A 23,638-nucleotide genomic window follows, 5' to 3' on the forward strand; every position below is an offset into this window, starting at 1 on the left:
ACCCCACATGCCCATTAAAATGTGAACCTCCATATAACGAAAATTTTTTAAAAGCCACTTTTAGTAGGCTTATTTTGTTATGCCCACTTTTTTCTCAGCAGTTACTTTAGCATTCTTTCAAACTATCCTCCTATTTGCCTAATTTTTTAGCAACATTATTGTTGAGTTGCTCGCGCCATTTGTCGCGAATAGACTTTGCTCCTTCTTCGCCAGCCAGCGCTGAACAGAAGCCTTTAATATCATCGCCCAAAACCTCCTGGACACTTTGACCGTCCGCCGCTGTTTCTTCAAGCAGACCAAGCACACCGTCTAAAATTGGCATCAGATTGCGGCCCGTGAAATCGGAGTGCTGCCAAAGGTAGGAATTAATTTCTTCCCATGCCGCTTGATAATCGGCTGGCAGCTTTTTGACTCGCGCTTCAAATGCTTTGAATTCCTTTTTCATGTCACTGCCAGTGATTTTCTCCCAAAAATTCATTGTTTTTTCTCCTTTAACTCGTTAATTTTGGATGAGACGAATCCCCATTTTTCCCAGAACCTGCGCAGCTCCTCGCGCCCTGCGTCATTAAGCGCAAAAAACTTTCGCGGCGGCCCCATATCAGAGGGCTTTTTGTTCACTTCCACCAGCTTGTTTTTTTCAAGTCGAATCAAGATAGTGTACACGGTTCCTTCCACAACATCTGTGAAGCCGAGAGCATTCAGCTGCCGCGTGATCTCGTAGCCGTAGGTTTCATTGCGGCTTATAATTTCAAGGACGCAGCCCTCAAGCACCCCTTTCAGCATTTCCGTTAAATTTTCCAACACAATCACCCTTTGCTATTCTGTATCACTGGTATGAAGTATTACTTACTACAGCTATAAAGTATCACGTAGTAGCTCGGTTGTCAATAGTGCACGCCAAAGATATTAAAACCGCATCTTAGGAAAATCGGCTACTTTTTTAAGATGATTTTGCTATATTTTAGGATGGAAATGGAGGCGTATGAATGAAAAGCAAGCGGAAAGCATGGTCGGAAATAATTTAGCTCCAATAATGGAGGAGATATTATTCCGTGGCTTGATCTATCAGTCACTGAGAAATAGTTATTCTAATACGGCGGCTATTTTTTTGCAAGCAACTATATTTGCAATCATCCATATTAATCCTCTGCAAATTATGTATACGTTTTTGTTGGCACTACTGTTTATGTGGTTAGCAAATCGTACCAACAGTCTCTTGACGTCCATTCTAGCGCATAGTTCTTTTAATTTAACAACGATTCTTTTGTCCAGGGTTATTAAGGAACAAGAATCAGCAGCTTATTTTCTGCTCCTGCTTGTTTTTGCAATTGCTGCAATCGCGATAGGGGGTGGGGTGAGAGTTATACAGTCATTCTACGGTCGGTCAAAGGAATTTAACTGAAACGATCATAAAGTTTGCATACTCAAATCGATTTCTAGGAAAAAATAACTATTTTATGGTGCATCTGCTATACTCTAATATAGGAATATGTTCCATATATTAGTGGTTCATCCTGAGCATAGTCAAATGTTAATGCTTGAAATTAATAAGTAGATCCGAGGAGCTGAGAGATGCTGTGACCTTAGCGTTTAGAAAAATTATGATTATAGTAGGAGGGATACTCTAAATGTTTATTAACAAACATTCAAAATGGTGGTTATTGTCTATTGTTATAATGAGCATTATTTTAGTCATTGATTTTTTACTGGAATATTCTATCTCGCCATGGCTCTTTTTTGTGTGGCTCTATAATCTGAATTTCTTAGTATATTCTATATTTAATGGCGGTGAATTAGTAATGAAGTCCAATGGTCAAAATAGTAGTAGTGTACTTGAAGGTTTTCATAACTCCGTAAGCTTCTTGAAATTTTTATTGATTATAGTGTTTTTAGTTGTGGAAATATTCCGTATGAAGATTCCATATTTTTATATTTTAGTTGTTGTAGTTTTGATTCTTGATATTGCAATATTGCTGTTTCGAAGCAAGGTGAGGCATTCCTGATTTTTGTTGTTTCCTTAATAGTTTTCGTATTCAAAAAAGTAAGCTGATTGAATGTTTGCAAGCTAAACACTAAATACGGTTTCGAGAAGTTGAGGAAAGTAGGGAAACAACCATACGGTTAGGACGTTAGAATGGGTTTCTAGGAAAAAATAACTATTTTTATGAGGAATCTGTTATATTAGGGATGCAGGAATCTGTTCCATATATTAACAAGTTGTCGCTAACATATTTAAATGTTAACACTAGAAATCAAGAAGTAGACAAAAGGAGTTGAAAGATGCTGTGACTTTAACGTTTAGACTTGAAACGGAAAAGCTGAAACAGCCTTGGAAGACATTGCAATCTTTAGATAATAAACTGTTGAAGAAATGGGAGTTGCAACGAGAAGCAAGTCAAGATTACTATGTGCAATCTTATTTGAGACAAAGAGTAAGTGAGAAGCAACTAAAACAACTATATGCAAGCTACGAGTTACTAAGAAAAGTAGTCCAAAAGCACTGTGAAGACACGCTTTCTGATACCTATAAATCCATTCTATTTATTTTGACGACAACAGAGGGGATCGCGTTATCAGTATTTGGCTCTCAAAAGCTTGTCCAGACCTTAAATAGAGCAACAAATTTAGGAGAAGGCTCCATCTTCACCATTCAAAATGCAGGAGTTAATGCGATTAATATTTCTATTGCATTAAAGGGTTGGGTGTTTTTAAGTGGAGCTGAACATGATCTGAGCGTATTTAAGCAATGGAACTGTTTTTGTGCCCCAGTACGGCAAAACGGTGAAATTATAGGCTATTTGGATATGTCGTGTTCGGTTAAGGACGATCATTTATTAATGGCATCCCTATTCGCTTTAACACATAAACGTATTGAAGAAGAATTAAACACATATGATCAGCGACAAATGATTTACGAACAATTTGAAAGTTATCGGCTTTCTCCGCGAGAAAAAGAAGTTGGATATATGTGGCTTAACAACTATAGTGCGTTAAGAATAGCAAGTGAGTTGGGGATAGCAGAAGGAACGGTTAGGACTATGATCAAAAGGATTTATCGTAAGACGAGAGTTTCTGATAAGGGACAATTTATAAGGAAGTTTATTACCTCTTAGATTTTGATTTGCGTTATGAAAAGTCGATAATAAATCTCTCCATTTGGGCTTTTACTAATAAATAAATTGTACCGATATCAATAGATTAGACATTTGTTAATTGGGTATGAAATATCTAATAGAGGAAAGGGGGATCCTTGTTGAGAAGCATACTGGCTGTCCTGATAATATTTTGATTATATTCTATACTCGTGCTCTATGTTCACCTTACCGACTTGTTGTACCCAATTTGGTATATATACAATACTATTTGCCTATAGTAACTTAAATATTACCAAATGTTAATTTACATTCAATTAATCTCAAATAATTAAAGGAGGTTGGAATGAAATTTGAATTAGTGATTGAAGAAGGAAAAAATCTTGAGTATAAAAATGTAGCATCATTTAGAGAGAAGTTAAATGTTTCTGAAATTCATAATCGAGTAATACAATTTATGCAAAATTTAAAGAATAGAGGGGCTGTAAAGTCTGGTCCTATGATATCAACAACACATGGAGTTGATAGAATAGAGGGATCCGAATTTCTAGATATCGAATTTTTGGTTCCAGTTAGTCACCCAATAGAATTACAGTCACCTTATCAATTCAAACAGAAATTTTTATTACACAATGCTTTATATACAAGATATGTTGGTGATCCTCTGAGGGTAGAAAATGCATACAATGAGTTATTAGATTATATTAACAAAAATAAATTAAATCAAATAAGTACAGTATATAGTGTAAATGTAAATGACATGGAAATTGAATCTGGAGCATCGCCAATCATTGATTTATACGTATCTATTAACCCTAATATAGTTTGAAAGGGGGTGAAAAAAATGAATAGTGGTTTAATTGTGAATTCATCATCAATCTTTTACGAAATGAATGAACAAGAACTTTTTCAGTTACATGGTGGTATTGATTGGGGAAAAGTTGGCACTTCAGCCTTGATCGGTGGAGCAAGTGGCGCTGTGTCTACAGGATTAACATTTGCAGGAGCAGGAACAGTGGTATTACCTGTTATCGGTACTGTAGGTGCAGGAACCGCAGGTGCTATTGTTGGCGGCATTGGCGGGGCAGTATTTGGGGCAGCAAGCAGTATTGTGAAACAAATTTGGAAGTAAGAATGGAGGCGAAGTTTATGGAGCTAGTGATTAATCGTTCATATTTTACAGAAATTTCTGAAAATAGCCTTCAAAATGTTGAGGGCGGAGGATGGGTTTCTGATGTTGTAATTGGAGCAGTAGTTGGAGGAGCTAGAGGGTTAGTTGTTGGCGCTGCTATGGGAGCACTTATAGGGGCAACGGCTGGACCTGGTGGGGCTGTGGCAGGTGCAATGGCAGGAGCTGCTTATTTTGGAACAAGAGGTGCAGTAGCAGGTGCAGTAACTGGTGGAGCAAGTGCCGGCATAGGGTTAATGTTTTAAATCTAAAAGTGGAGGGGAATATTTCCCTTCACTTTTTCAAGGAGTAGTGATAATGATAGATTATAAACGGAATTTCAAAAAAGTTGAAAAAGGATTTTATATTGCAATTGTCGGAAGTACACTGGTTGTTATTTCATTTATTCCATATTTAGGTGTATTGGAGCTAGTTTGTTTTTTTGTCGGATGGACCATGGTTTTTATGATAAATGAGATTGAAAAATACATAGATGTAGTTAAAGAGGACGGTGTAAAGATGAAAAATACAATGGGCAGTCGTGTTAGTCTAAAATCCATTTTGCTTACAGCATTGGGTTTTGGTTTCATTATTTTTGCCTTAATTGATATATTAGAATTCTATCAGTTGTTTTTATTTGTTGTAGGAATCGCTCTTTTGTTGTTCTCCTTTAGATTAAATAAATAGATCAAGATCATGTATTATAAGAATGTGTCGTACCAATCAAGGGGTTAAACTATGATTATTTATTTCAAAAAATACCACTGCATCAAACAACATGACATTAAAGACTGCGGAGCAGCCTGTCTTGCCACCATATCTCGACAGCATGGCTTAAAATATCCAATATCTAAAATAAGAGAAATAGCAGGGACAGATAAGCAAGGCACGAATGCTTATGGCTTGGTCAAAGCAGCGGAGCGGCTAGGGTTTACGGCGAAAGGCGTTAAAGGTGATCAGGAAGCTTTTTTCAGCGAATTTCCTTTGCCCGCTATCGCCCATGTTGTAATCGATGGCACATTGCTGCACTATGTTGTGATTCATAAAATATCGAAAAAAGAAGTCCTTGTAGCCGATCCTGCTAAAGGGCTTGTTAAATATACACCCGAAGATTTTTTTCAAATTTGGACGGGTGTGCTTATTCTTATGGTGCCAACCCCTCAGTTTCGCAAAGGAGACGAGACAAAGGGGCTGTTTGCGCGTTTCTTCGGCTTGCTGTTGCCGCAAAAACGGATGATTTTTGGAATATTTTTGGCTTCCTTGCTGTATACGATTTTAGGTATTTTAGGCGCCTTTTATTTTCAATTTTTGTTGGATGAAATTTTGCCGTATGGCTTGGAGAAAACGCTTCATATTCTCTCCATCGGCATTATTGTACTGTATCTATTCAAAGTGCTGCTCGACGCTTTCCGTTCGCATCTTCTTATTTTTCTAAGCCAAAAGCTGGACATTTCGCTCATTCTCGGCTATTACCATCACGTCTTAAAGCTCCCTATGAGCTTTTTTGGTGCGCGCAAAACGGGAGAAATTATTTCCCGTTTAATGGACGCCTCCAAGGTGAGAGACGCTATTTCCAGTGCGACATTGACGATTATGATTGATATTTTAATGGTGATTGCAGGCGGTGCTATTCTCTATTCGCAAAGTGCGATGCTATTCGGTGTCACCGTATTACTCGTTCCATTGTACATCGCATTGGTTTGGGGGTTCCATAAGCCGTTTGACCGCCTCAATCGTGAACAAATGGAAAAAAATGCGCAGCTGACCTCATACATTGTCGAATCTATCGACGGCATTGAGACTGTAAAAGCCTACCATGCCGAATCCAAGGCCAACTTTGAAACGGAACGCAAATTTGTCAGCTTTCTCAAATCAGTGTTTAAATTCGGCATATTCAACAATGTGCAGGGATCGTTGAAGGGACTTGTGCAATCTGTAGGCGGAGTCGTTATATTATGGGTTGGCGCCGTGCAAGTCATGAAGGGCAATATGTCGATGGGGCAGCTTATTACATACAATGCCTTGCTTGCTTATTTTCTCGAGCCTATTCAAAATCTTATTAATTTACAGCCTACCTTGCAAACAGCAGTGGTGGCCGCTGACAGGCTGGGAGAAATATTGGATTTGGAAACGGAAAAAAGCGAGCAAGAGGACAAAAAACTGCAGCCTGCCAGTCTAAAAGGCGATATTGTGCTGCAGCATGTTGATTTTCGCTACGGGACACGAGCTTTGACATTACAAGGAATTACCATGACGATTCGTCAAGGAGAAAAAATAGCATTCGTAGGAGAAAGCGGCTCTGGCAAAACAACCTTGATTAAGCTGCTCATGCAATTTTATCAGCATGAAAAGGGAGAAATATTAATTCATGACTATAATATTCGGGACATTCACCTGGACGCATTGCGAGAGCGGATTGCGTATATCCCGCAGGATACATTTTTTTTCAGCGGTACGATTGAGGATAATCTTCGTCTTGGGGTGGACGATTCTGTTGATCTTGAGCATCTTATTGAAGCTTGCAAAATGGCACAAGCGCATGATTTTATTAATAGCTTTCCGCTTCGCTATCAGACGTTGCTGGAGGAGAACGCAACCAATATTTCAGGTGGTCAGAAGCAGCGGCTGGCGATTGCACGTGCTATTCTAAAAAATCCCGATATTCTAATAATGGACGAGGCAACGAGTAATTTAGATTCCATTACGGAAAAAGCAGTATCGGAAACGATAAACAATTTTGAAAATCTAACGACGATTATAATTGCGCACCGTCTTAGCACCATTATGCGTTGTGATCGCATTTATGTGCTGGAGCAAGGTCAAATATTGGAGCAGGGCACACACGAGCAGCTTCTGGCAGCAAGAGGGAAGTACTTCGAGTTATGGAAGGACCAGCTGCCAGGACTGGAGAATAATTATGCCGACACGAATGTTGCAGTAGGGGTAGGTGGAGTTTAATGAGAGCTATCATTCGAGAAATGTCAGAAATGACAGATAGCAGAGAGATTCTTGAAGCTCGCACACATCCAGCGATCACAACCTTTATTGCGATTCTAGTACTATTGCTTGGGGCTGGCTTAACATGGGCATTTATTGGTGAAATAGACGAAGTAGCCAAAGCATCGGGGATTGTCCGACCCAATGAAAAGGTAAGCAGTATTCAGACCTCTGTACTTGGAACAATTGAGTCGCTGCATGTGAAAGAAGGTCAATGGGTGGAAGAAGAAGATCTTCTTATGACACTCGAGCATGACAGCCTTCAGCTAGATTTATTAACCAAGCAAGAAGAACTTAAAACATTTGAACAAGACGCTGAATTTCTAAAGCGCTATAGAGATAGCGTAAACGATCATAACAATTTATTCAGTAAAGAGCTTGAAGAAGAGACTGTTTATTATCATTTGGTTGAGCAATATTTGTTGGAGTTTTCCCAGAAAGAGCTCGATTTTGAAGCAAGCATCAAGCAGATGGAGCAAGCGAAGGGTGAGTCGTTACATGCAAAGGAAGGAAATGTGCTGAATCAGCGTGCAGCAAGTCAAAAAAACAATGAAGCAATAGCTGAGTATACGCGACAAATAAAAGAATTGGAACAAGAGATAGCTGGTGAGCTGCTGTTAAAGCAGTCTATTGAACAAGAAATGAACAAGCTTCCAGAGGATGATTTGTTAAGAACTGAGCGATTTAACAAGTACATGCTTTCGGTAAATGAATTTAAGGCTTCTATTAGTAAGAGTGAAAAAAAAGTGGCACAATCAACTGCTTTGGGCGAGCGCTTTGTTCCCAAGTCACAACTCGAAGCAGAGCAGGCACAGCTTGAAGCATCCAAACTGCAGCTTATTCAATTTCAACAAGAAACGCTTTTAGCGGTTCAGGCTCAGATCACCGAATATGAAAACAAATTAAAAGAGGCGCGCCGGCTGTTAGAGCAGCTTGAGAATAAGCAATCTTCAGTAGTTTTGGAGCAGGAGTCCTTACAGCTAGAGGAGGAAAAGCTTCGTGATCAATACGAAAGCTTACTGCAACAAAGTGACAGTATTCGCCAGAAATCATCGATAGAATTGGAAAAGTTTAAGCTCGATCGTATCGTTCAAATTGAGGCTGCAATTGAAGAGAAGGAAAAGTCGATTCAGTCGCTGCGTGATCAAGTGGATCAGTTAGAGCTGGCTATTGATAAACAAAGCATCCGTGCACCGATTTCGGGAATGGTTCACATGACAAAAGAAATAAACAAGGGTGATATTGTTCAACCTGGCGAGCCACTTTTTTCTATTATTCCAGTAAACGAATCAATGTATAAAATGAGCATTGCCGTACCAAACCATGAAATTGGTCAAATTGCTGTAGGTCAAAAGGTTGATATGAACTTTCATGCGTTTCCGAAACAAAGCTTCGGTTCCTTAACGGGCATCGTGAATTCTATCAGTACGGACTCGATCGTACAGCAGGACGGAAGAAGCTACTATACAATAGAGGCATCGATTGCTAATCAACCGCTTGTTAACCGTAAGGGAGAGAGTGGAGAAATACGCGTTGGTATGACGGCGGAGGCTTACGTTATAAAAGATTCTAAAAAGATTATTCATTACTTGCTGGAAAAAATCAATTTACGGGATTAAGGGGGGAGGACACATGCGTAACGTATATGCATTCGGATGTATTGTGCTGCTGTTATTTATGCTGCAGCTCCCCACTCTTACCGCTGCTTCTGCAGATACGAAGAAAGGCGAAACGATCTCTTTAACGAGAGAGAAAATGTTGGAGCTGGCAGCAAAAAATTATATGTCCGTTCAACAGCAAAACCTGCAGCTTCAGCTAGATGCGGCTCAACTGCGATATTCAGAGGAACAACGTAAAAAGCAAGGGGAATATAGCAGGCCCATTGTAAATAAACTGCCCACTACTATAGAGGAGCTTCGCAAGCTGGTACCAGACTATGACAGCCTAACGGATCAGGAGAAGCAGGAAACTGATTCGGTTTTAATGATTCAGGCAATGATTAACGCATCGATGAACAGCATGCTGGAAGCTCAAGCTGAATACCAGTACACGTTAGGAGTTCAGCAATGGAGCATGCAGATGAATACGCTTGATGAAGAAATTCGCAATAGCAACTATAATTTGAAGCTATCCAGGTTGGAAAAAGAAAAGCTCGAGCTGTTGGCACAGCTTTATGCGATTCAAAGCTATTACGAGATTATCGAGCTTCAAATCGATATTCAATCGGCCGAATTTGAAATTCAAACAGCTGGAGCTGCTGCTAAAGATACAGAGAAGCTTTATAGGTATGGATTAGCTACAAAAAAAGAGGTTGATCAAGCTAATCAATCAGTTGATCTGTATAAGCGTAATCGAGATTCTCTCGAGTTGCAATTACTTGAAAAAATGAAGCTATTTAAGCAGATTCTAGGAATAAACAATGAGGATACAGTCATTCTGCCAACTGTAGAAGCTATGAAACAAACGAATAGCTATGAAGAAACTAAAATTGATATTATGAAGCAGATTGATCATATCAAAGCAGAAGAAACAATAAATTATGTCAAGTCAAGACTAGAGGCTGCCAAGACAAAAACAAATGACCAGCCGCTTGAAGACTATCTACATACTGTAGTCGTGGTGGAAACTGAAAAGAAAGCGATCATCGACCAGTGGCTGGAACAAAAGGTTGATTCTTTACAATCCGAGCAAAAGAACATCAAGCAGACCATGAAAGAGTTGGAGAATGAGCATACGCTGCTTGCTGCCAAACTAGGAGATGACAAAAAGCTGCTTTCAAGCGGAAGCATCTCTGTAAGAGAATTAGAAATTACGAGCAACGAGCTGAAGCGATTAGAATTTAAGCTTGAAAAGAGTAGATTGCAGTATGCGCTTTGGCAAGAGAAAAAGAGAATTGCAGTACTTGGCGTATTACCATAACAGTAATACGTAGAGGTGCAACAGGCATATGAGAACGAGAAATATTGTTTTACTGGCAGTTTCCATAGTATTTTTTTCTATCTTGCTTCCATTCTTATTAGTTGCGATACGAAGTCATGTTAGCCGGTTTTCAATGGATGACTATACGATATTGTATACAACACAATTTTTAGCATACGTAATATCATTTTTGATTTTTCCAAAGACATTCAAGTATGTAGCTACTGAAATTAATCTAGCAGCGTTAAAACAAGTAAAAACTTATATATATATGGGAGTAGCTTTTTTCATTACATTTGTTGTCCATTTACTAATGAATTCAGATGTAATAAATATCGAATATTCTGACTGGCAACCCTCAGTATGGATTGTACTTTTATTAGTTATATTAATACCACTTTTTGAAGAAATATTGTTTAGAGGCGTATTATATAAATTTCTTTTTATAAAAAAGGGTAAGGTAGCTGCCATTGTTCTTACGACGTTACTTTTTGCTATTATGCATAATGATAACTTTTTGTTTTACTTTTGCGGGGATTTGTTTATTACCATCGTAAGGTATAAAACGAGTAGTTTAGCCAGTTCCTACATCTTACATGTTTTATGGAACTTGTATGCAGTTTTTTTGATTTAATTAACGGCAGCTAACTATTTAGCCTTTAAATGCACCCCAATTACTTTATCGGTTATAGTGGTATTGCTGCTCCAACTCTGGTGTGCAGGTGATTAATACAATGGGGGTGTAAAATGCGAAGGGTAAGAAAATCAGAAAAAATAATTCTAATTATTTACTTAATAGCTATAGTTTTGTTAGTTCCATTTGCTATCTACAATATAGTTGAGACACAAAGTATTAAAGGTCAGTTTCCTTTTATAGGGATAATACTTTTTATGATAGTATACTCAATAGCTATAATCTATCGTATGAAAAAAGAAGATAAACAGTATAACGCTTAAGGAGTTACCAGCCTGTTTTATCTTGTCATGTCATCTGCTCGGAGCTTCAACCTTACAGTTGTGATATAAAAACTGCATTCTAGGACAAATAGACTATTTTTGGGATGATTTTGCTATATTTGAAGATATGTGTGCAACAAAAATTAACATATAGAAAGAGGAGAAAAAATGAAGAAATGGACATCGTTGCTGGCTGCCCTGATGCTAATTTTTGCATTGGCAACAGGTGTGCAGGCAAAAGAAGCAGAAAATGCAGCAAACAATGCAGTAACAGTGTGGCTGAATGGGGAGCAAGTAGAATTTGGCGAGCATCAGCCGGTACTCGTTAAAGGAACGACGTTTGTTCCAGCGATCACGACGCTGGAAACACTCGGCTATGATGTAACATGGGATGAAGAAAACAGCGCAGTAGCGGCAGAAAAATATGGGCTAGTGCTTGGGTTCCAAGTCGGTAACTCTACTGGCTACGTTAATGGAATCGAAGTTGAATTAACTGCTGCACCAAATGTTCAAGATGGAACTGTGTATGTTCCTGTCAGATTTATTAGTGAAGCGCTTGGTTATGAAGTGGGCTGGAACGGTCCTGCACGTTCTGTGACCTTAGTTAAGGAAGCTAGCAAAGGCTACATTTGGAAAGTGGAAAAGGATGGCGCTGTTGTGCATTTGCTAGGCTCCATTCATTTGGGTGACGCCAAAATGTATCCGCTGCGCGATGAGATTGAAGAAGCATTCGAAAGTTCAGACCATCTTGTAGTAGAGATAAATATTGCTCAAGTACCAGATAAGCAAACGGCAGCGGAAATTGCAGCCTTGCAAACCTATGCGGATGGCACAACGCTAAAGGATCATGTATCAGCAGATACTTATGCGCGCGTACAAGCCTTCCTTCAGGAGCTGGGACTGCCAACCGACGCCTATGATACCTACAAGCCTTGGGCAGTATATTTAGATATGGTTAACTATGCAGCGACTACGGAGGGCTATCAGGGCGGCGTCGGAATTGATATGTATTATTTAAGCAGAGCTTTAGCGGCTAATAAGCCGATTTTAGAGCTGGAATCATATTCTTCTCAACTTAAGGTGTTCGACAGCTATTCCAAGGAGCTGCAAGAATTGCAAGTAAATGAGGCGTTGGATGGCATCTTCGGCGTAGCTGAGACAGCTGATTCAACAGAGCCCACACTAGATGTTTTGGCTGGGCTATGGATTCAAGGGGATGACGCTGGCCTGGAAGAGCTGGTGGCAGAAGTACAACAGAATACTGAGCTTTACGAAAAGCTTTTGAAAAATCGTCACGCAGGTATGATGGAAAAAATCGAAGGCTACTTGAACAATGAGAATAAGGATTCCTACTTTGTTGTAGCGGGCTATCTTCACATGCTTGGAAAAGACGGCCTGGTTACACTATTGAAAGAAAAAGGCTATACCGTTACTAGAATCTAGTTGTCATTTCATACGTATATAAAGCTAAAAGCCATTCCTTATCTGCAAGGAGTGGCTTTTAGCTTTGTGAATCATTATTCTTTTGCTCGATTGTATTAATGAAATCATTTGTCGTGTTAATAATATATTTCACTTCATTGATCGGTCGCTCCATTAGCAGCCAGCGATGCGCTTCAATCATAAGCTTCTTGCTTTCAAAGTCCGTACTGTTTTGATATTTTTGAAAGTTAAACAGCTCGAACGGAGTAACATTCAAGGCGTTCATCATCAATTCTAATGTAGAAAGCGTTATATTTTCCTTGCCCGATTCGATTTTGGAAACACGCGATTTGTTGAAGCCTTCCTTGTCATTGGCGTTGGCAATATGGTCTGCCACCTGCTGCTGTGTAAGTCCTTGATGCTTGCGAATTAACTTCAACTGCTTGCCGATTAATTTGCTTAGGTTCGACATCCTATTTCACCTCATTTCTAGCGTATTGGATTTTGCGCTAAAAAGAGATTCGTATATAATGAAAAATATTAAATAATGTTTCTATTTAGAAAAACTTCCGATGATTTTATAGAAGGATTACGACTTTATCGGTAAAACAAAAAGCCATTCCTCGTTATAAAGGAGTGGCTTTTAGCTTTGCGGATCATTATCTCTTTGCTCGATTGTATTAATGAAATCGTTTGTTGTGTTGACAATATATTTGACTTCATTGATAGGACGCTCCATCAGCAGCCAGCGATGTGCTTCAATCATTAGCTTTTTACTTTCGTATTCTGCGCTGCTTTGATATTTTTGAAAGTTAAATAGCTCAAACGGTGTAACGTTTAATGCATTCATCATCAGTTCAAGCGTAGAGAGGGTAATGTTCTCCGTGCCTGATTCGATTTTGGAAACGCGCGATTTGTTGAAGCCTTCTTTGTCATTGGCGTTGGCGATACAGTCAGCCACCTGCTGCTGTGTAAGCCCTTGATGCTTGCGAATCAGCTTTAACTGCTTGCCAATTAAACTACTTAGATCTGACATCCTGCTCACCTCATCCCTAGCGTATTGGATTTTACGCTAAAAAGAGATTCGTGTATAATGAAAAATAAATACAAATGTTTCATTATATTAGAATTTCTGTAGTTTATTAAGAAAAAGTTGAGGGATGAGGATGAATAAGCTGGCGATGGCTGCTAAACATTCAGCACAGGCAAGCATTGCACGCATCGGGCAATGGTTTCCGCATGTGCTGACAGAGAAGCTTGCCGACAACGGCAAGATCAAACAGGCGATTGATTTCGATTTGTTAAAGCAAGAGCTTTCCGACGTAATCGTGGACGGAGCGATGGAACGGTATCAGTTTAATTGGCCGGGCAAAAAGCAAGCGCTGCTTCAAGCGAGCCTGCCGACTAGCAGTACACTGCGTCCAGACAAGGCCGGCAGTGTGGATTGGGCCAAGACGCGCAATCTTTATATTGAAGGGGACAATTTGGAGGCTTTAAAGCTGCTGCAGCACTCCTACTGGAACCGGATCAAGTTGATCTATATTGATCCACCTTACAATACCGGCAAGCAATATGTTTTTAATGATCAGTTCTTTCATAGTGAATGGCTGTCGATGATGTACGCCAGGCTTAAGCTGGCTCGCCAGCTATTGCGTGAGGATGGAGTGATGTTCATAAGCATCGACGATCATGAGCAGGCGAATTTGCAAAAGCTGCTGGAGGAGCTGTTTGGCCCATCCAATTTTGTCGCTCATATTGTCTGGCAGAAAAAATATGCTCCTGCCAACGATGCCAAGACGGTATCGGCAACGCATGAGCATATTTTAATGTTCGCGAAAAATATTGAAGCGTGGCAGCCGGGTCTATTGCCGAGAGGAGAAAAGCAACTGGCCGCCTTCCGAAATCCTGATGATGATCCGCGCGGACCGTGGCGTGCCAGCGATCTATCTGCAAGAACATACAGCCCGCGAGGCGATTATCCGATTATCGGGCCGACGGGTGAGCGATTTTATCCACCGCCCGGCAGAGCGTGGATTGTGAGCGAGCAAAGGTACAAGGAACTGCTGGCAGATGGCCGAATTACATTTGGCAGGAATGGAACGGGCAGACCGATGCAGAAAAGGTTTTTGTCAGAAGTAAAGGCAGGTATAACACCGGATACATGGTGGTCGAGAGAGAAAGTAGGCGACAACAAGTCGGCGCGCTATGAGCTAAAGGAGCTTATGCCGGAAAATGTGTTCGATACGCCGAAGCCTAGCACGCTTATTACCTATATGATGAACATTGCCAATGTTGGCCCCGACGATATTGTGCTTGATTTCTTCTCTGGCTCAGCAACTACGGCCCATGCCGTGATGCGGCTTAATGCGGAGGACGATGGTCGGCGAGCCTACATCATGGTGCAGCTGCCTGAGCAGATAAAGCCGCAGTCGCATGCTTGGCAGGCAGGCTTCCATACAATTTGCGATATTGGCAAGGAGCGGATTCGCCGCGCCGCGCTAAAAATTAAGGCTGACACTGGAGCCGACATCGATTACGGCTATCGCTTGCTTCGCGTTGCTGCCATCGAGAAAAAGGAAGCAGGCAGTCAGGATGAACTGCCCGAGGAGCTGCTTATTCAAATGTTGCTGGAGCTCGGGCTAGAGCTGTCTCTGTCGATTGAGGAGAGCGAGTTGCACGGCAAGCGCCTCTATTATGTAGCAGGCGGTTTGTTTATTGCCTGCTTTGCAAAGCATTTGCCACAGAAATTGATTGAGCATATTATTATGAAGCAGCCGCAGCTGGCCGTTTTTCGCGAGCATGCTTTCATTGATGCTGATGAACGAGCTTATGTAGAAGCGATGTTTAAATCGCGGGCAGCCGTTACCCGTTTAATCGTGCTTTAGCGGAGCGGCATTTCATATGGATGCCACTTTAAGTGTTGCAGGCAAAGGGGCGGTTCATTGACATAGAAGCAGCTGTTCTATATAGTTTAGTCAATAGTGAGTTGCGCTATTGAGCTGAAGCGAAGAGGAGGCTGTTTCATGCAACAGGAGCAGCAGGTTAATATACTTGATGTAATTACTGAAATGCGGTCTGTGCAGCATCAATCGAAAAGGTTTATGGAGCGCTTGACAGAGGATGCTCCATTATCCCCCAATCATGTGATGCTGCTGATGGATTTGAAGCTAAGCGGCAGTATGCGCATTACAGAAATATCTGAGCGTTTCTCGGTTACTGCGGGTGCAGCTACCTCAATGTGTGACAAGCTGGAGGAGCAGCAGCTGGTATATCGGATTCGTCACAAGGTGGATCGCAGAGTGGTCCAGGTCGCACTAACCGCTGAGGGAGAAAAGGTAGTAGACGATATTTTTGCTGCACTGCCTCAAGAGAAGCTGCAAGCAATGCTGGATGTTTTCAAGCAAATTCATAGCCTGATGGCAACGATAATCGATTAAGCTGATCTGCAAATTGCGCAGGTTGGCTTTTTTATTTGCCCAAAATTTAAGCTAGCAGTTGACAGATAGGGAGGTGGAAGCTTAAAGTAGCAATATATATTTTAATAATTAAAATATATATTAATTAAAATAAATGAGGCTGATCTATCATGAATCAAACACGTTTAGCAGGCGAGCAGAACATGACGATAAGCGGCAGCAAAGTATTTCAGGAAACGCTGCATGCCCGCAGCTTACGCATTCTTGGGCACGGCAAATTTAATAATGGGATCATAGCAGAGCGGTTAACGAGCTATGGTTCTTGCTATGTGCTCGGAGCTTGCCAAGTGCAGCAGATGAGCTGCCATGGACATAGCAGCATTCAGTATGTGCAGGCGCGCAACATAGTGGTATCGGGCTCCTTTGCAGCCGATGGGGTGAATACTGATCTATTTGAAGCTAAAGGCAAGGTGAGCATTACCGGGGCATTGCAAGCTAGCAGAGTCATTATATGGCAGCATGGACGAGCCAGCGTTGAAGACATCTATGCCGAGCAAAGCATCACCATTAAAAACGATCGGACATCGCTCTTAAGCTGGCTTTCGTTGGGTGGCAAGAGAGGCAGATTTGGCAGCCTGCGAGGCCGTAAAATAGAGGTCAATGATGTGCAAGCAGAGGTTATTGCAGGTGAGCATATAACAATCGGTGACAATTGCCATGTAGATAAGGTGATCTATTCTCGGAAGCTGACAGCTTCACCTCGCGCTGTGATCGGGATAGTAGAGCATAGACCTGAGCTTGAGACGGTTTGGAGGCTTGAGCTATGATGTGCAGTAGTAAAGATGCCTGTTTAAAAAAGAAAAAGCAAGCGACTTAGCGGCCTCGCCAGCTTTTTCCTTGTAGCTATTACGAGCTGCGCTTCTCGCTCTTTCCTGCCTTCAGACGCTGGCTTGCAGAATGCCTTTCCTTACTAACAGGAATATGCTTTAATGCTTTGCCCAGACCGTATTGCGGCATATTGACATAAACCGCTTCATATTGCCCTGCCTTCACCTCGTAAGTTTCATGGTAGACGGCAACAGCATCATTCCCTTTAAGCTTTCTGTTAAAATCCTGCCAAGCCTTCAAATGCTTTTCCTGCCTTGCATAAGCAATAACATCCTCAGTTGAGCGCCAATACTGGATCATAACCGTTGTACGCAGGCCAAAGAAGCTCTCTGTGGACTTAAAGCCAAGCTTATCCTTATTCGTATAAAGCTCGCGAATCATGCCGGGCATCGACCAAAAGACAGGCAGCCATTTATGCAGCGCCCAGCGCTTGTTTATACGCATGCCGATGAGAAATACAACTAGATCCTCATCATTTTCAACCGTGTAGCGCCCTTTAAAAATGGATGAACTCATAAGCAATTCTCCTTTCTTATAATGTCATCAAACCTCAATCTCGAATTGACTCTAGTGTATGGCTGCACCATTCAATCCCGGCCACCGTCGTGCGCTTTCCATAATCCAATGTTATCAGCCAAAACTTTACATCCTCCTGCTGAGTCGGATAGGACTTGATCGTTTGCTCGATGCCAAGGTAGGTTTGCAGCCGTGCCTCAAGCTTTTGCTTGTAATCCTCGACAATTTGGATAGAATGCTGCTTCGACTGATGACTGCCGAAAAAAAGCTTCAGCAGCACCTCATTGCGCTCTACAGGAATTTGTTCAATTGGCTGCTCCAGCCATTGGCGCAGCGTTTGCTTTCCTTTCTCGGTCAACTCATATTCATTGCGATCCGGCTTGCCTTGCTGAACAGATGTTGTTATGGTAGCCAGCCCGTCTTCGACCAGTAGCTTTAGCGTAGGGTAAATTTGCCCGTAGCTTATTTTCCAGAAATGGGTCAAGCTTTGGTCGATCAGCTGCTTGATCGAGTAGCCTGAACGACAATCCGTTGTCAGGATGCCTAAAATAGCGTAGGTTGTATGGTTATACTTTGTCATCGAATCACCTATATCTAATTGATATATATCTTTCAGATATATAATACAACATTCTTTTCTGAAATGGAATCCCTTTTTTCGTTGAACAATTTTAATTTTTGCAAAGAGCATGAAACAGCATGTGCAAGGGCATCTTAAAAGAAAATTGCAAGTAGGAGTGAACGAAATGGCCAGAAGACGGAGAAAATACGCAGTGCCAGCCGTTGAGCAAAGCATGCAGGCGTTTAAGGCGGAAGTGATGAGAAAGGAAGGCTATGCAGTAGATCCACAGCGCCCGGATGATGTGAAGTACGAGGTTGCCAAGGAGCTAGGCGTTCCTTTAAAGCCATCAGGCAATGGTCAGCTTACGACAGAGGATGCGGGTCATATTGGCGGCAAAATTGGAGGCTCGATGGTTAAGGAAATGATTCGGCTTGCCCAGCAGAAGCTTGCTGATAGCGAGCAGCAAAAATAGCAAGCTTTGCATTGTCGATGATAAATTTAAAATGAAGGAACACCAGTAAAGCGAAGAAATCAGCTTGCAGCACAAAGCTCAAGCGTGATTCACTCGCTTTTTTCTATTTTAAAGGTCAACTCAACGTTTTTGACCATTAAGATGAACCAGCCCGACAGTTATGACAATATATAGATGAATGGCCATTCGGGAAGGAGAAGTTAAGTGAATACTGATGAGTTGATCGAGCTCGTGAAGCTGCATGGCAAGTCGATTTACGGTTTTTGCTACCAATTGACGGGGAACAAAGAGGATACGGATGACTTGTATCAGGAAACTTTTCTTAAAGCTGTGGAGCTGCGCCGCAAGCTGGATGTGTCCCGCAATCCTAAAGCATTTCTTATATCTATAGCAATCAGGCTTCACCAAAATCATCGACGCAAGCTTGCCTGGAGACAACGGATTGCCCCGACTGCCGGGCTTGACGAGGCTGCAAATAAGCCTGGTTCTTTCGCAAGTGAAGCGACACCGGAGGAAGCGGTACTGTCGCTCGAGCTGCGAACGATGCTCGAGAACGCAGCCAGCCAATTGGACGATAAAATCAAGCTGCCATTATATATGTATTACACAGCAGACATGACGGTAGAGGAGATAGCTTTGGCGCTTGGCATTCCTGCAGGAACGGTAAAGAGCAGACTGTTTAAAGCACGCAAAACAATGAGACAGGTATTGGAGGTTGATTCCCCATGAAAAATGACGATTTGGAGCAGATTCTGAGACAAGCTTTGGCTTCCAAAGCTGAGCCCGATGAAACGTTGAATAATAGCCTTATCGAGAAAATAAAGGAGCGAAGCCAAATGAAACAAGCATATAGAAGGAAGCTTTCTGTAGGATTGCTGGCAGCGGTATTGCTGCTTGTATTGTCTGTATCTGCCTATGCTGCGACTCAACTGTTTAGTCCCAAGCAGGTAGCCGAGCATTTCGGCGATCAGCTGTTGGCGGAGGCATTTGACAGTAAGGACGCAATTGAGATTAATCAGTCAAAGAATTCTGGAGACTATCGGTTTACGCTGCATGGCATTGTGTCGGGAGCAGGGCTTAGTGCATTTGAACATTCTTCAGAGGAAATTTATTCTGACAGAACCTATGCGGTAGTATCGATTATGAGACAGGACGGCGAGCCAATGCCAAGCACTGCTGATGATGAGTATGGCAAGGTTCCCTTCTTTATCTCGCCTTTAATCAAAGGGCAGGAGCCTTGGAGGGTCAATATTGTTACGATGAACGGCGCTTACAATGAGGCTGTTATTGATGGCGTAATGTACAGGCTGATTGAATGTGATCAAGTTGAAGTGTTCGCAGACAGAGGCGTATACTTGGCGATCAGCAGCGGCTCAACCTTTTTTAGCAAAGAAGCATTTAAATACGATGCAGCAACAGGTGAAATCCACGTGAATGAAAACTATGCTGGCGCAGCGCTATTATTTGATCTGCCGCTTGCTACAGCTAAAGCGGACGAGGAAAAAGCAGAGTCGTATTTGAAGAAGCTGTTGAACCCAACGCCAGAGGAACCAAGCGATGAGGAAATGGAAATGCAAAGCTGGATCGATTCTTTACGGGCCAAAATCCGCAATGGCGAAGAAATCGGCGAGACCATTGCGGATTCAATTAAAGAGGTCACCTACGATGATTCAGGCAATATCGTCTATACTTACGAGAATAGAAGCGCAACAATCCTTCTTGAAAACCTGTTTGAAGAAGGTCAGGTTGGCTTTACTGATAGACGGCTCTCGGTTAGCGGTGAAGGTAAAGTCTATCAAGCGGTGCTGTTCCACAAGGACGAAAATGGTGTAATTACGGGCAGGATCGTCATCCTGGATGAGGAAAATAACCCGAAATGAAATAAGCACATCGTAATTATATGAGGTTAATGGATTAACATACCGTCGATATGTTATTAGCTGGAACCTTCTGTCTCAGTTGAGCTTATCTCTATTGAATAGGACGCTGAGGTCAACAGAGGCGGTTCCAGCTATTTGCGTTTACCAGCCATTAATACCTGCCGCCTTATAATGCCGCAGCTTCAATCCGAACTGTAGAGCTATGAGTTTCGCCAGCGGCTAGCTGCTGAATGCCTTTACCGACATTCATGCCATTGACTGGCGCCATCCAAGGCTCAATGCATATGAAAGGCTTGCCCTCTAACGCCCAAAGCACGACATATTGGTACACCTCGTCAAATTCAAGCGCCACCTTCAACCGTCTAGTCTGATCGATCATTTCACAGCGGTTTGCTTGCAGCTGCTCGTAAATCGCATTCGATTCCGGCTGCTGCAAATTAAAGCTGCCCTGTACAACGCTGCCAGCAATCATATCACGATAGTTTTGAGATGGGACATTTAGCAGCAGCTTTTCCTTATCTGCAACATAAAAATATGGATGGTATCCCTGGTAAAATGGCATCGTCTTGCTGTCCAAATTAGTGATGGCAGCATGCACGGACAACCCCTGCTCGCTTAACGTATAGGTCATGACGAGCCTGAATTGAAACGGGTATCGTATTAGTGTTTCTTCATTATGTACGATTTCTATAGCAATCGAGGCTGAATGCTCGTCCGCTTGCACATTGATGACACGGCCAGGAAGATTGCGTGCAAAGCCGTGCTGCTTTAGCTGATACGCTTGCCCCTCATAGGTATAGGTTTCGTTCTCCAAATAGCTGCTGATCGGGAACAGCACAGGGTTGCCGCCGCGAATATTTTTGCTTGCATCCGCCAGTGTTTCCTCATCCAAATAGAACACGTCCTGACCTTGATGCACATATTTGCTAATGATCGCCCCTCGCTGCGGCACGACCTCGATATAGGTGTCACTGTTTTGCTCCGCCAGCACATACGTTTCAAAATGGTTTTGCTTGGTGTAGTGAATATACATGATACACACTCCTCGTCTTCTAGCCTAGTGCTATCTTCTAGATCCTGAAAGCCCAGCATCTCAACTCATATTATCATAGTAACGAATTCAACATTTTCAAGCAAATGCAATGTCGTTCTGAAGGCTGCTCTGCTATAGTCAGAGCAAGATGCTGGAAGGTATACTAATGATAGCGTAAACGATTGCAGGAGGTGAGGCTATGAAGATTGCAATTGCCGGCGGAAATGGCTTTATTGGAAAGGCGATGTGCCAACTCTTTCTGGAGCAGCGGTGCCAGGTTTATATTTTAACACGCCGACCGGAGAGGCTTTTGCCGCAGCCAGGTGTCACGTATGTTAGCTGGATGCATGAGGGCGATCAGCCGGAGCAGGAGCTGGAAGGGGTGGATGCGATTATTAATTTGGCAGGATTATCGCTAAACAGCGGCCGCTGGACTGCTGCTCGCAAGGCCGCTCTGCTGGAAAGCAGGCTAGCCACAACGAAGGAGATAATAAGAATGATTAAGGCTTTGAAGCAGCCGCCATCTGTTCTGCTTAATGCAAGCGCGGTCGGCTACTACGGAATTTCACGCGACCGAACATTTACTGAGCAGGATGTCGTAGAGCCAACAGACTTTTTGTCGCTCGTCGTGCATCAGTGGGAGCAGGAAGCTCTGAAAAGCGGGATTCGAACTGTGCTAATGCGCCTGGGTGTTGTACTCGGTGCTGATGAGGGGGCTTTTCCTAAAATGATGCTGCCCTACAAGCTGTTTGTTGGCGGCAAGCTTGGCAGCGGTGAGCAGCCGCTGTCGTGGATTCATGTTGAAGATGCGGCTAGAGCCGCCTATCACTGTATGATGACGCCTTCCATTCAAGGAGCTGTCAATTTCACAGCTCCCGAGCCTGTAACAATGGGGCAGTTCGGTCAAGCCATCGCTGCGCAAATGCACAGGCCGCATTATTTTCCAGTACCTGGTGCTGTACTGAAGCTGGCATTGGGAGAGATGAGCCTGCTGCTGCTTGAAGGCCAGCGCGTCATGCCGGAGAAGCTGCTGGCGAACGAATATTCCTTTCAATATCCAACAGTAGCAGAGGCGATCAAGCAATTGCTGGACAAGAGGTAGACGCTTAAACACCGTATATTCTGAAAATACACTGGAGAGGAGAATACGCTAATGGTTCAGCAGCACAAGCTAATCACGATGCCGCTTGCGGAGCTCGAGCATGTAATCATTAACGGGAGAACGACAGGAGAGCGCTCGCCCTTAACATTGTTTTGGTCAGGCAGCGGCATAGAGCTGCATACGACAGGAAGCCAGCTTGAGCTCGAGGTAGAAACAGATTATGACCATGCTGAGCAATGGCTTAGCATCTGGATTAATGGGGTTCAGGTTAGCCGGCTCATGCTGCAAAAGGGGAGAAATTGGCTAACGCTGTTTCGTGGCATGAATCCGGAAAAAGTAAAGCATGTACAGGTCGTAAAGGAAGTGCAGCCTATGGGCGCCGATCAACTGAGCCTACTGCAATTCCATGCACTGCGCGGTGACGGACGGCTTCAGCCTGTCGCAAGCAAGCCAGTTCGCCTTGAATTTATCGGAGACAGCATCACCTCAGGCGAGGGCGGAATTGGCGCGCGTGAGGAGGAGGATTGGATTCCAATGTGGTTTAGCGCCAGCGACAGCTACGCAAAGCTGACAGCCGATGCGCTTGGAGCCGACTATCGAGTAATTTCGCAAAGCGGTTGGGGCATGCTGAGCAGCTGGGATAACAATCCAAACCATGCTATACCGCTTTATTATGAGCAGGTTTGCGGGGTACTCACGGGGGAACGCCATAAGCAGCTAGGCGCTCAGCAGGCATACCAATTTGCGACATGGCAGCCGCATGTAGTCGTTATTAACTTGGCAACCAATGATTACTCAGCCTTTCATCAGCCAGCATGGAAGGATGAAGCAAGCGGTCAGCTGTACAAGCAGCGATTGCTGCCTGACGGAAGCTTTCATCCTGATGATTTGGCACGCTTTGAGCTTGCGGTGCAGCAGTTTTTAGAAAAGCTGCGTAGCTGCAACCCGGATGCACATTTGCTATGGGCATATGGGATGCTGGGGACACCGATGCTGCCTGCAATTTACCGCGCTGTTGATCGGTATATGCAGCAAAGCGGAGATCGCAAGGTGAGTGTTTTTCAGCTTCCGAGCATGACTGATGCCACAACAGGCGCAAGAAGTCACCCAGGCAAGCTGGCTCATGCCAAAGCGGCTGAGGAGCTCGCTGGCTATATCGCTGAACTGCTGCACTAACGGGTGGACTGTCTGCACTAAGCGGGCGGACTCTCTGC

At 42.9% G+C, this 23,638-nt stretch carries 26 protein-coding genes; 19 read left to right on the plus strand and 7 right to left on the minus strand.

What is annotated here, in order from left to right:
• Nucleotides 1-130 precede the first annotated feature (130 nt).
• Nucleotides 131-478 (minus strand): DUF1048 domain-containing protein, encoded by a 348-nt coding sequence (locus KJS52_RS21355; RefSeq protein WP_213519325.1) that lies wholly within the window; start codon nt 476-478, stop codon nt 131-133.
• Entirely contained in the window at nt 475-783 is a 309-nt protein-coding gene (locus KJS52_RS21360; protein ID WP_281425676.1) for a PadR family transcriptional regulator, read from the minus strand. The genes KJS52_RS21355 and KJS52_RS21360 overlap by 4 nt, the downstream gene beginning before the upstream one ends.
• Before the next feature lie 199 nt (nt 784-982).
• On the opposite strand from KJS52_RS21360, the gene KJS52_RS21365 reads away from it, so the two are divergent.
• The 11 genes from KJS52_RS21365 (at nt 983) to KJS52_RS21415 (ending at nt 12,576) form a co-directional block, all read left to right on the plus strand.
• Nucleotides 983-1,402, plus strand: a complete 420-nt coding sequence (locus KJS52_RS21365; RefSeq protein WP_213519326.1) for a CPBP family intramembrane glutamic endopeptidase — start codon at nt 983-985, stop codon at nt 1,400-1,402.
• A gap of 883 nt (nt 1,403-2,285) precedes the next feature.
• A complete protein-coding gene (locus tag KJS52_RS21370) occupies nt 2,286-3,113 on the plus strand; it encodes a helix-turn-helix domain-containing protein (RefSeq protein WP_213519327.1) in 828 nt (275 codons plus the stop codon).
• 325 nt (nt 3,114-3,438) lie between these two features.
• Nucleotides 3,439-3,921: a GyrI-like domain-containing protein gene (locus tag KJS52_RS21375; RefSeq protein ID WP_213519328.1), complete on the plus strand. Its 483-nt coding sequence runs from the start codon at nt 3,439-3,441 to the stop codon at nt 3,919-3,921.
• Between the two features lie 15 nt (nt 3,922-3,936).
• Nucleotides 3,937-4,224, plus strand: a complete 288-nt coding sequence (locus KJS52_RS21380) for a hypothetical protein (RefSeq protein WP_213519329.1) — start codon at nt 3,937-3,939, stop codon at nt 4,222-4,224.
• A gap of 17 nt (nt 4,225-4,241) precedes the next feature.
• A complete protein-coding gene (locus tag KJS52_RS21385; protein ID WP_213519330.1) occupies nt 4,242-4,526 on the plus strand; it encodes a Blp family class II bacteriocin in 285 nt (94 codons plus the stop codon).
• A gap of 52 nt (nt 4,527-4,578) precedes the next feature.
• A complete protein-coding gene (locus KJS52_RS21390; protein ID WP_213519331.1) occupies nt 4,579-4,947 on the plus strand; it encodes a hypothetical protein in 369 nt (122 codons plus the stop codon).
• Nucleotides 4,948-4,998: 51 nt separating this feature from the next.
• A complete protein-coding gene (locus tag KJS52_RS21395; RefSeq protein WP_213519332.1) occupies nt 4,999-7,218 on the plus strand; it encodes a peptidase domain-containing ABC transporter in 2,220 nt (739 codons plus the stop codon).
• The gene (locus KJS52_RS21400) at nt 7,218-8,876 is read left to right on the plus strand and encodes a beta-barrel domain-containing protein (RefSeq protein ID WP_213519333.1); all 1,659 of its coding nucleotides are present in this window, start codon (nt 7,218-7,220) and stop codon (nt 8,874-8,876) included. Before KJS52_RS21395 ends, KJS52_RS21400 begins: the two co-directional genes overlap by 1 nt.
• A gap of 13 nt (nt 8,877-8,889) precedes the next feature.
• Complete coding sequence (locus tag KJS52_RS21405; protein WP_213519334.1) at nt 8,890-10,176, plus strand: TolC family protein; 1,287 nt, start codon at nt 8,890-8,892, stop codon at nt 10,174-10,176.
• Nucleotides 10,177-10,204: 28 nt separating this feature from the next.
• Nucleotides 10,205-10,810: a CPBP family intramembrane glutamic endopeptidase gene (locus KJS52_RS21410; protein WP_213519335.1), complete on the plus strand. Its 606-nt coding sequence runs from the start codon at nt 10,205-10,207 to the stop codon at nt 10,808-10,810.
• 491 nt (nt 10,811-11,301) lie between these two features.
• Nucleotides 11,302-12,576 (plus strand): TraB/GumN family protein, encoded by a 1,275-nt coding sequence (locus KJS52_RS21415; RefSeq protein ID WP_213519336.1) that lies wholly within the window; start codon nt 11,302-11,304, stop codon nt 12,574-12,576.
• 58 nt (nt 12,577-12,634) lie between these two features.
• Here the strand turns inward: KJS52_RS21415 and KJS52_RS21420 are convergent, their stop codons facing one another.
• Nucleotides 12,635-13,027 (minus strand): helix-turn-helix domain-containing protein, encoded by a 393-nt coding sequence (locus KJS52_RS21420; RefSeq protein WP_213519337.1) that lies wholly within the window; start codon nt 13,025-13,027, stop codon nt 12,635-12,637.
• Nucleotides 13,028-13,198: 171 nt separating this feature from the next.
• Complete coding sequence (locus KJS52_RS21425) at nt 13,199-13,591, minus strand: helix-turn-helix domain-containing protein (RefSeq protein ID WP_213519338.1); 393 nt, start codon at nt 13,589-13,591, stop codon at nt 13,199-13,201.
• Nucleotides 13,592-13,721: 130 nt separating this feature from the next.
• Here KJS52_RS21425 and KJS52_RS21430 point away from each other — a divergent pair, with 130 nt between their 5' ends.
• The 3 genes from KJS52_RS21430 (at nt 13,722) to KJS52_RS21440 (ending at nt 16,798) form a co-directional block, all read left to right on the plus strand.
• A complete protein-coding gene (locus KJS52_RS21430) occupies nt 13,722-15,440 on the plus strand; it encodes a site-specific DNA-methyltransferase (protein ID WP_213519339.1) in 1,719 nt (572 codons plus the stop codon).
• Between the two features lie 138 nt (nt 15,441-15,578).
• The gene (locus tag KJS52_RS21435; RefSeq protein ID WP_213519340.1) at nt 15,579-15,992 is read left to right on the plus strand and encodes a MarR family winged helix-turn-helix transcriptional regulator; all 414 of its coding nucleotides are present in this window, start codon (nt 15,579-15,581) and stop codon (nt 15,990-15,992) included.
• 149 nt (nt 15,993-16,141) lie between these two features.
• On the plus strand, nt 16,142-16,798 hold the full coding sequence (locus KJS52_RS21440; protein WP_213519341.1) for a hypothetical protein: 657 nt from the start codon (nt 16,142-16,144) through the stop codon (nt 16,796-16,798).
• Nucleotides 16,799-16,877: 79 nt separating this feature from the next.
• Here KJS52_RS21440 and KJS52_RS21445 read toward each other — a convergent pair whose 3' ends face one another.
• A complete protein-coding gene (locus KJS52_RS21445) occupies nt 16,878-17,375 on the minus strand; it encodes a DUF4188 domain-containing protein (protein ID WP_213519342.1) in 498 nt (165 codons plus the stop codon).
• A 34-nt stretch (nt 17,376-17,409) separates the two neighbouring features.
• On the minus strand, nt 17,410-17,955 hold the full coding sequence (locus KJS52_RS21450) for a PadR family transcriptional regulator (RefSeq protein WP_213519343.1): 546 nt from the start codon (nt 17,953-17,955) through the stop codon (nt 17,410-17,412).
• Between the two features lie 166 nt (nt 17,956-18,121).
• Between KJS52_RS21450 and KJS52_RS21455 the strand changes: the two genes are divergently transcribed.
• The 3 genes from KJS52_RS21455 (at nt 18,122) to KJS52_RS21465 (ending at nt 20,289) form a co-directional block, all read left to right on the plus strand.
• Complete coding sequence (locus KJS52_RS21455; RefSeq protein WP_213519344.1) at nt 18,122-18,409, plus strand: alpha/beta-type small acid-soluble spore protein; 288 nt, start codon at nt 18,122-18,124, stop codon at nt 18,407-18,409.
• A 204-nt stretch (nt 18,410-18,613) separates the two neighbouring features.
• Nucleotides 18,614-19,138 carry an RNA polymerase sigma factor gene (locus KJS52_RS21460; RefSeq protein ID WP_213519345.1) on the plus strand — a complete coding sequence of 175 codons (525 nt, stop codon included), beginning with the start codon at nt 18,614-18,616 and terminating at the stop codon, nt 19,136-19,138.
• A gap of 107 nt (nt 19,139-19,245) precedes the next feature.
• Nucleotides 19,246-20,289: a hypothetical protein gene (locus KJS52_RS21465; RefSeq protein WP_213519346.1), complete on the plus strand. Its 1,044-nt coding sequence runs from the start codon at nt 19,246-19,248 to the stop codon at nt 20,287-20,289.
• Between the two features lie 166 nt (nt 20,290-20,455).
• Here KJS52_RS21465 and KJS52_RS21470 read toward each other — a convergent pair whose 3' ends face one another.
• Nucleotides 20,456-21,322: an aldose epimerase family protein gene (locus KJS52_RS21470; RefSeq protein WP_213519347.1), complete on the minus strand. Its 867-nt coding sequence runs from the start codon at nt 21,320-21,322 to the stop codon at nt 20,456-20,458.
• A gap of 199 nt (nt 21,323-21,521) precedes the next feature.
• On the opposite strand from KJS52_RS21470, the gene KJS52_RS21475 reads away from it, so the two are divergent.
• Entirely contained in the window at nt 21,522-22,424 is a 903-nt protein-coding gene (locus tag KJS52_RS21475) for a TIGR01777 family oxidoreductase (RefSeq protein WP_213519348.1), read from the plus strand.
• A 51-nt stretch (nt 22,425-22,475) separates the two neighbouring features.
• A complete protein-coding gene (locus KJS52_RS21480) occupies nt 22,476-23,600 on the plus strand; it encodes an SGNH/GDSL hydrolase family protein (protein WP_213519349.1) in 1,125 nt (374 codons plus the stop codon).
• Nucleotides 23,601-23,638: the final 38 nt, after the last annotated feature.

The organism is Paenibacillus montaniterrae, from assembly GCF_018403185.1.
GTDB lineage: Bacteria > Bacillota > Bacilli > Paenibacillales > Paenibacillaceae > Pristimantibacillus > Pristimantibacillus montaniterrae.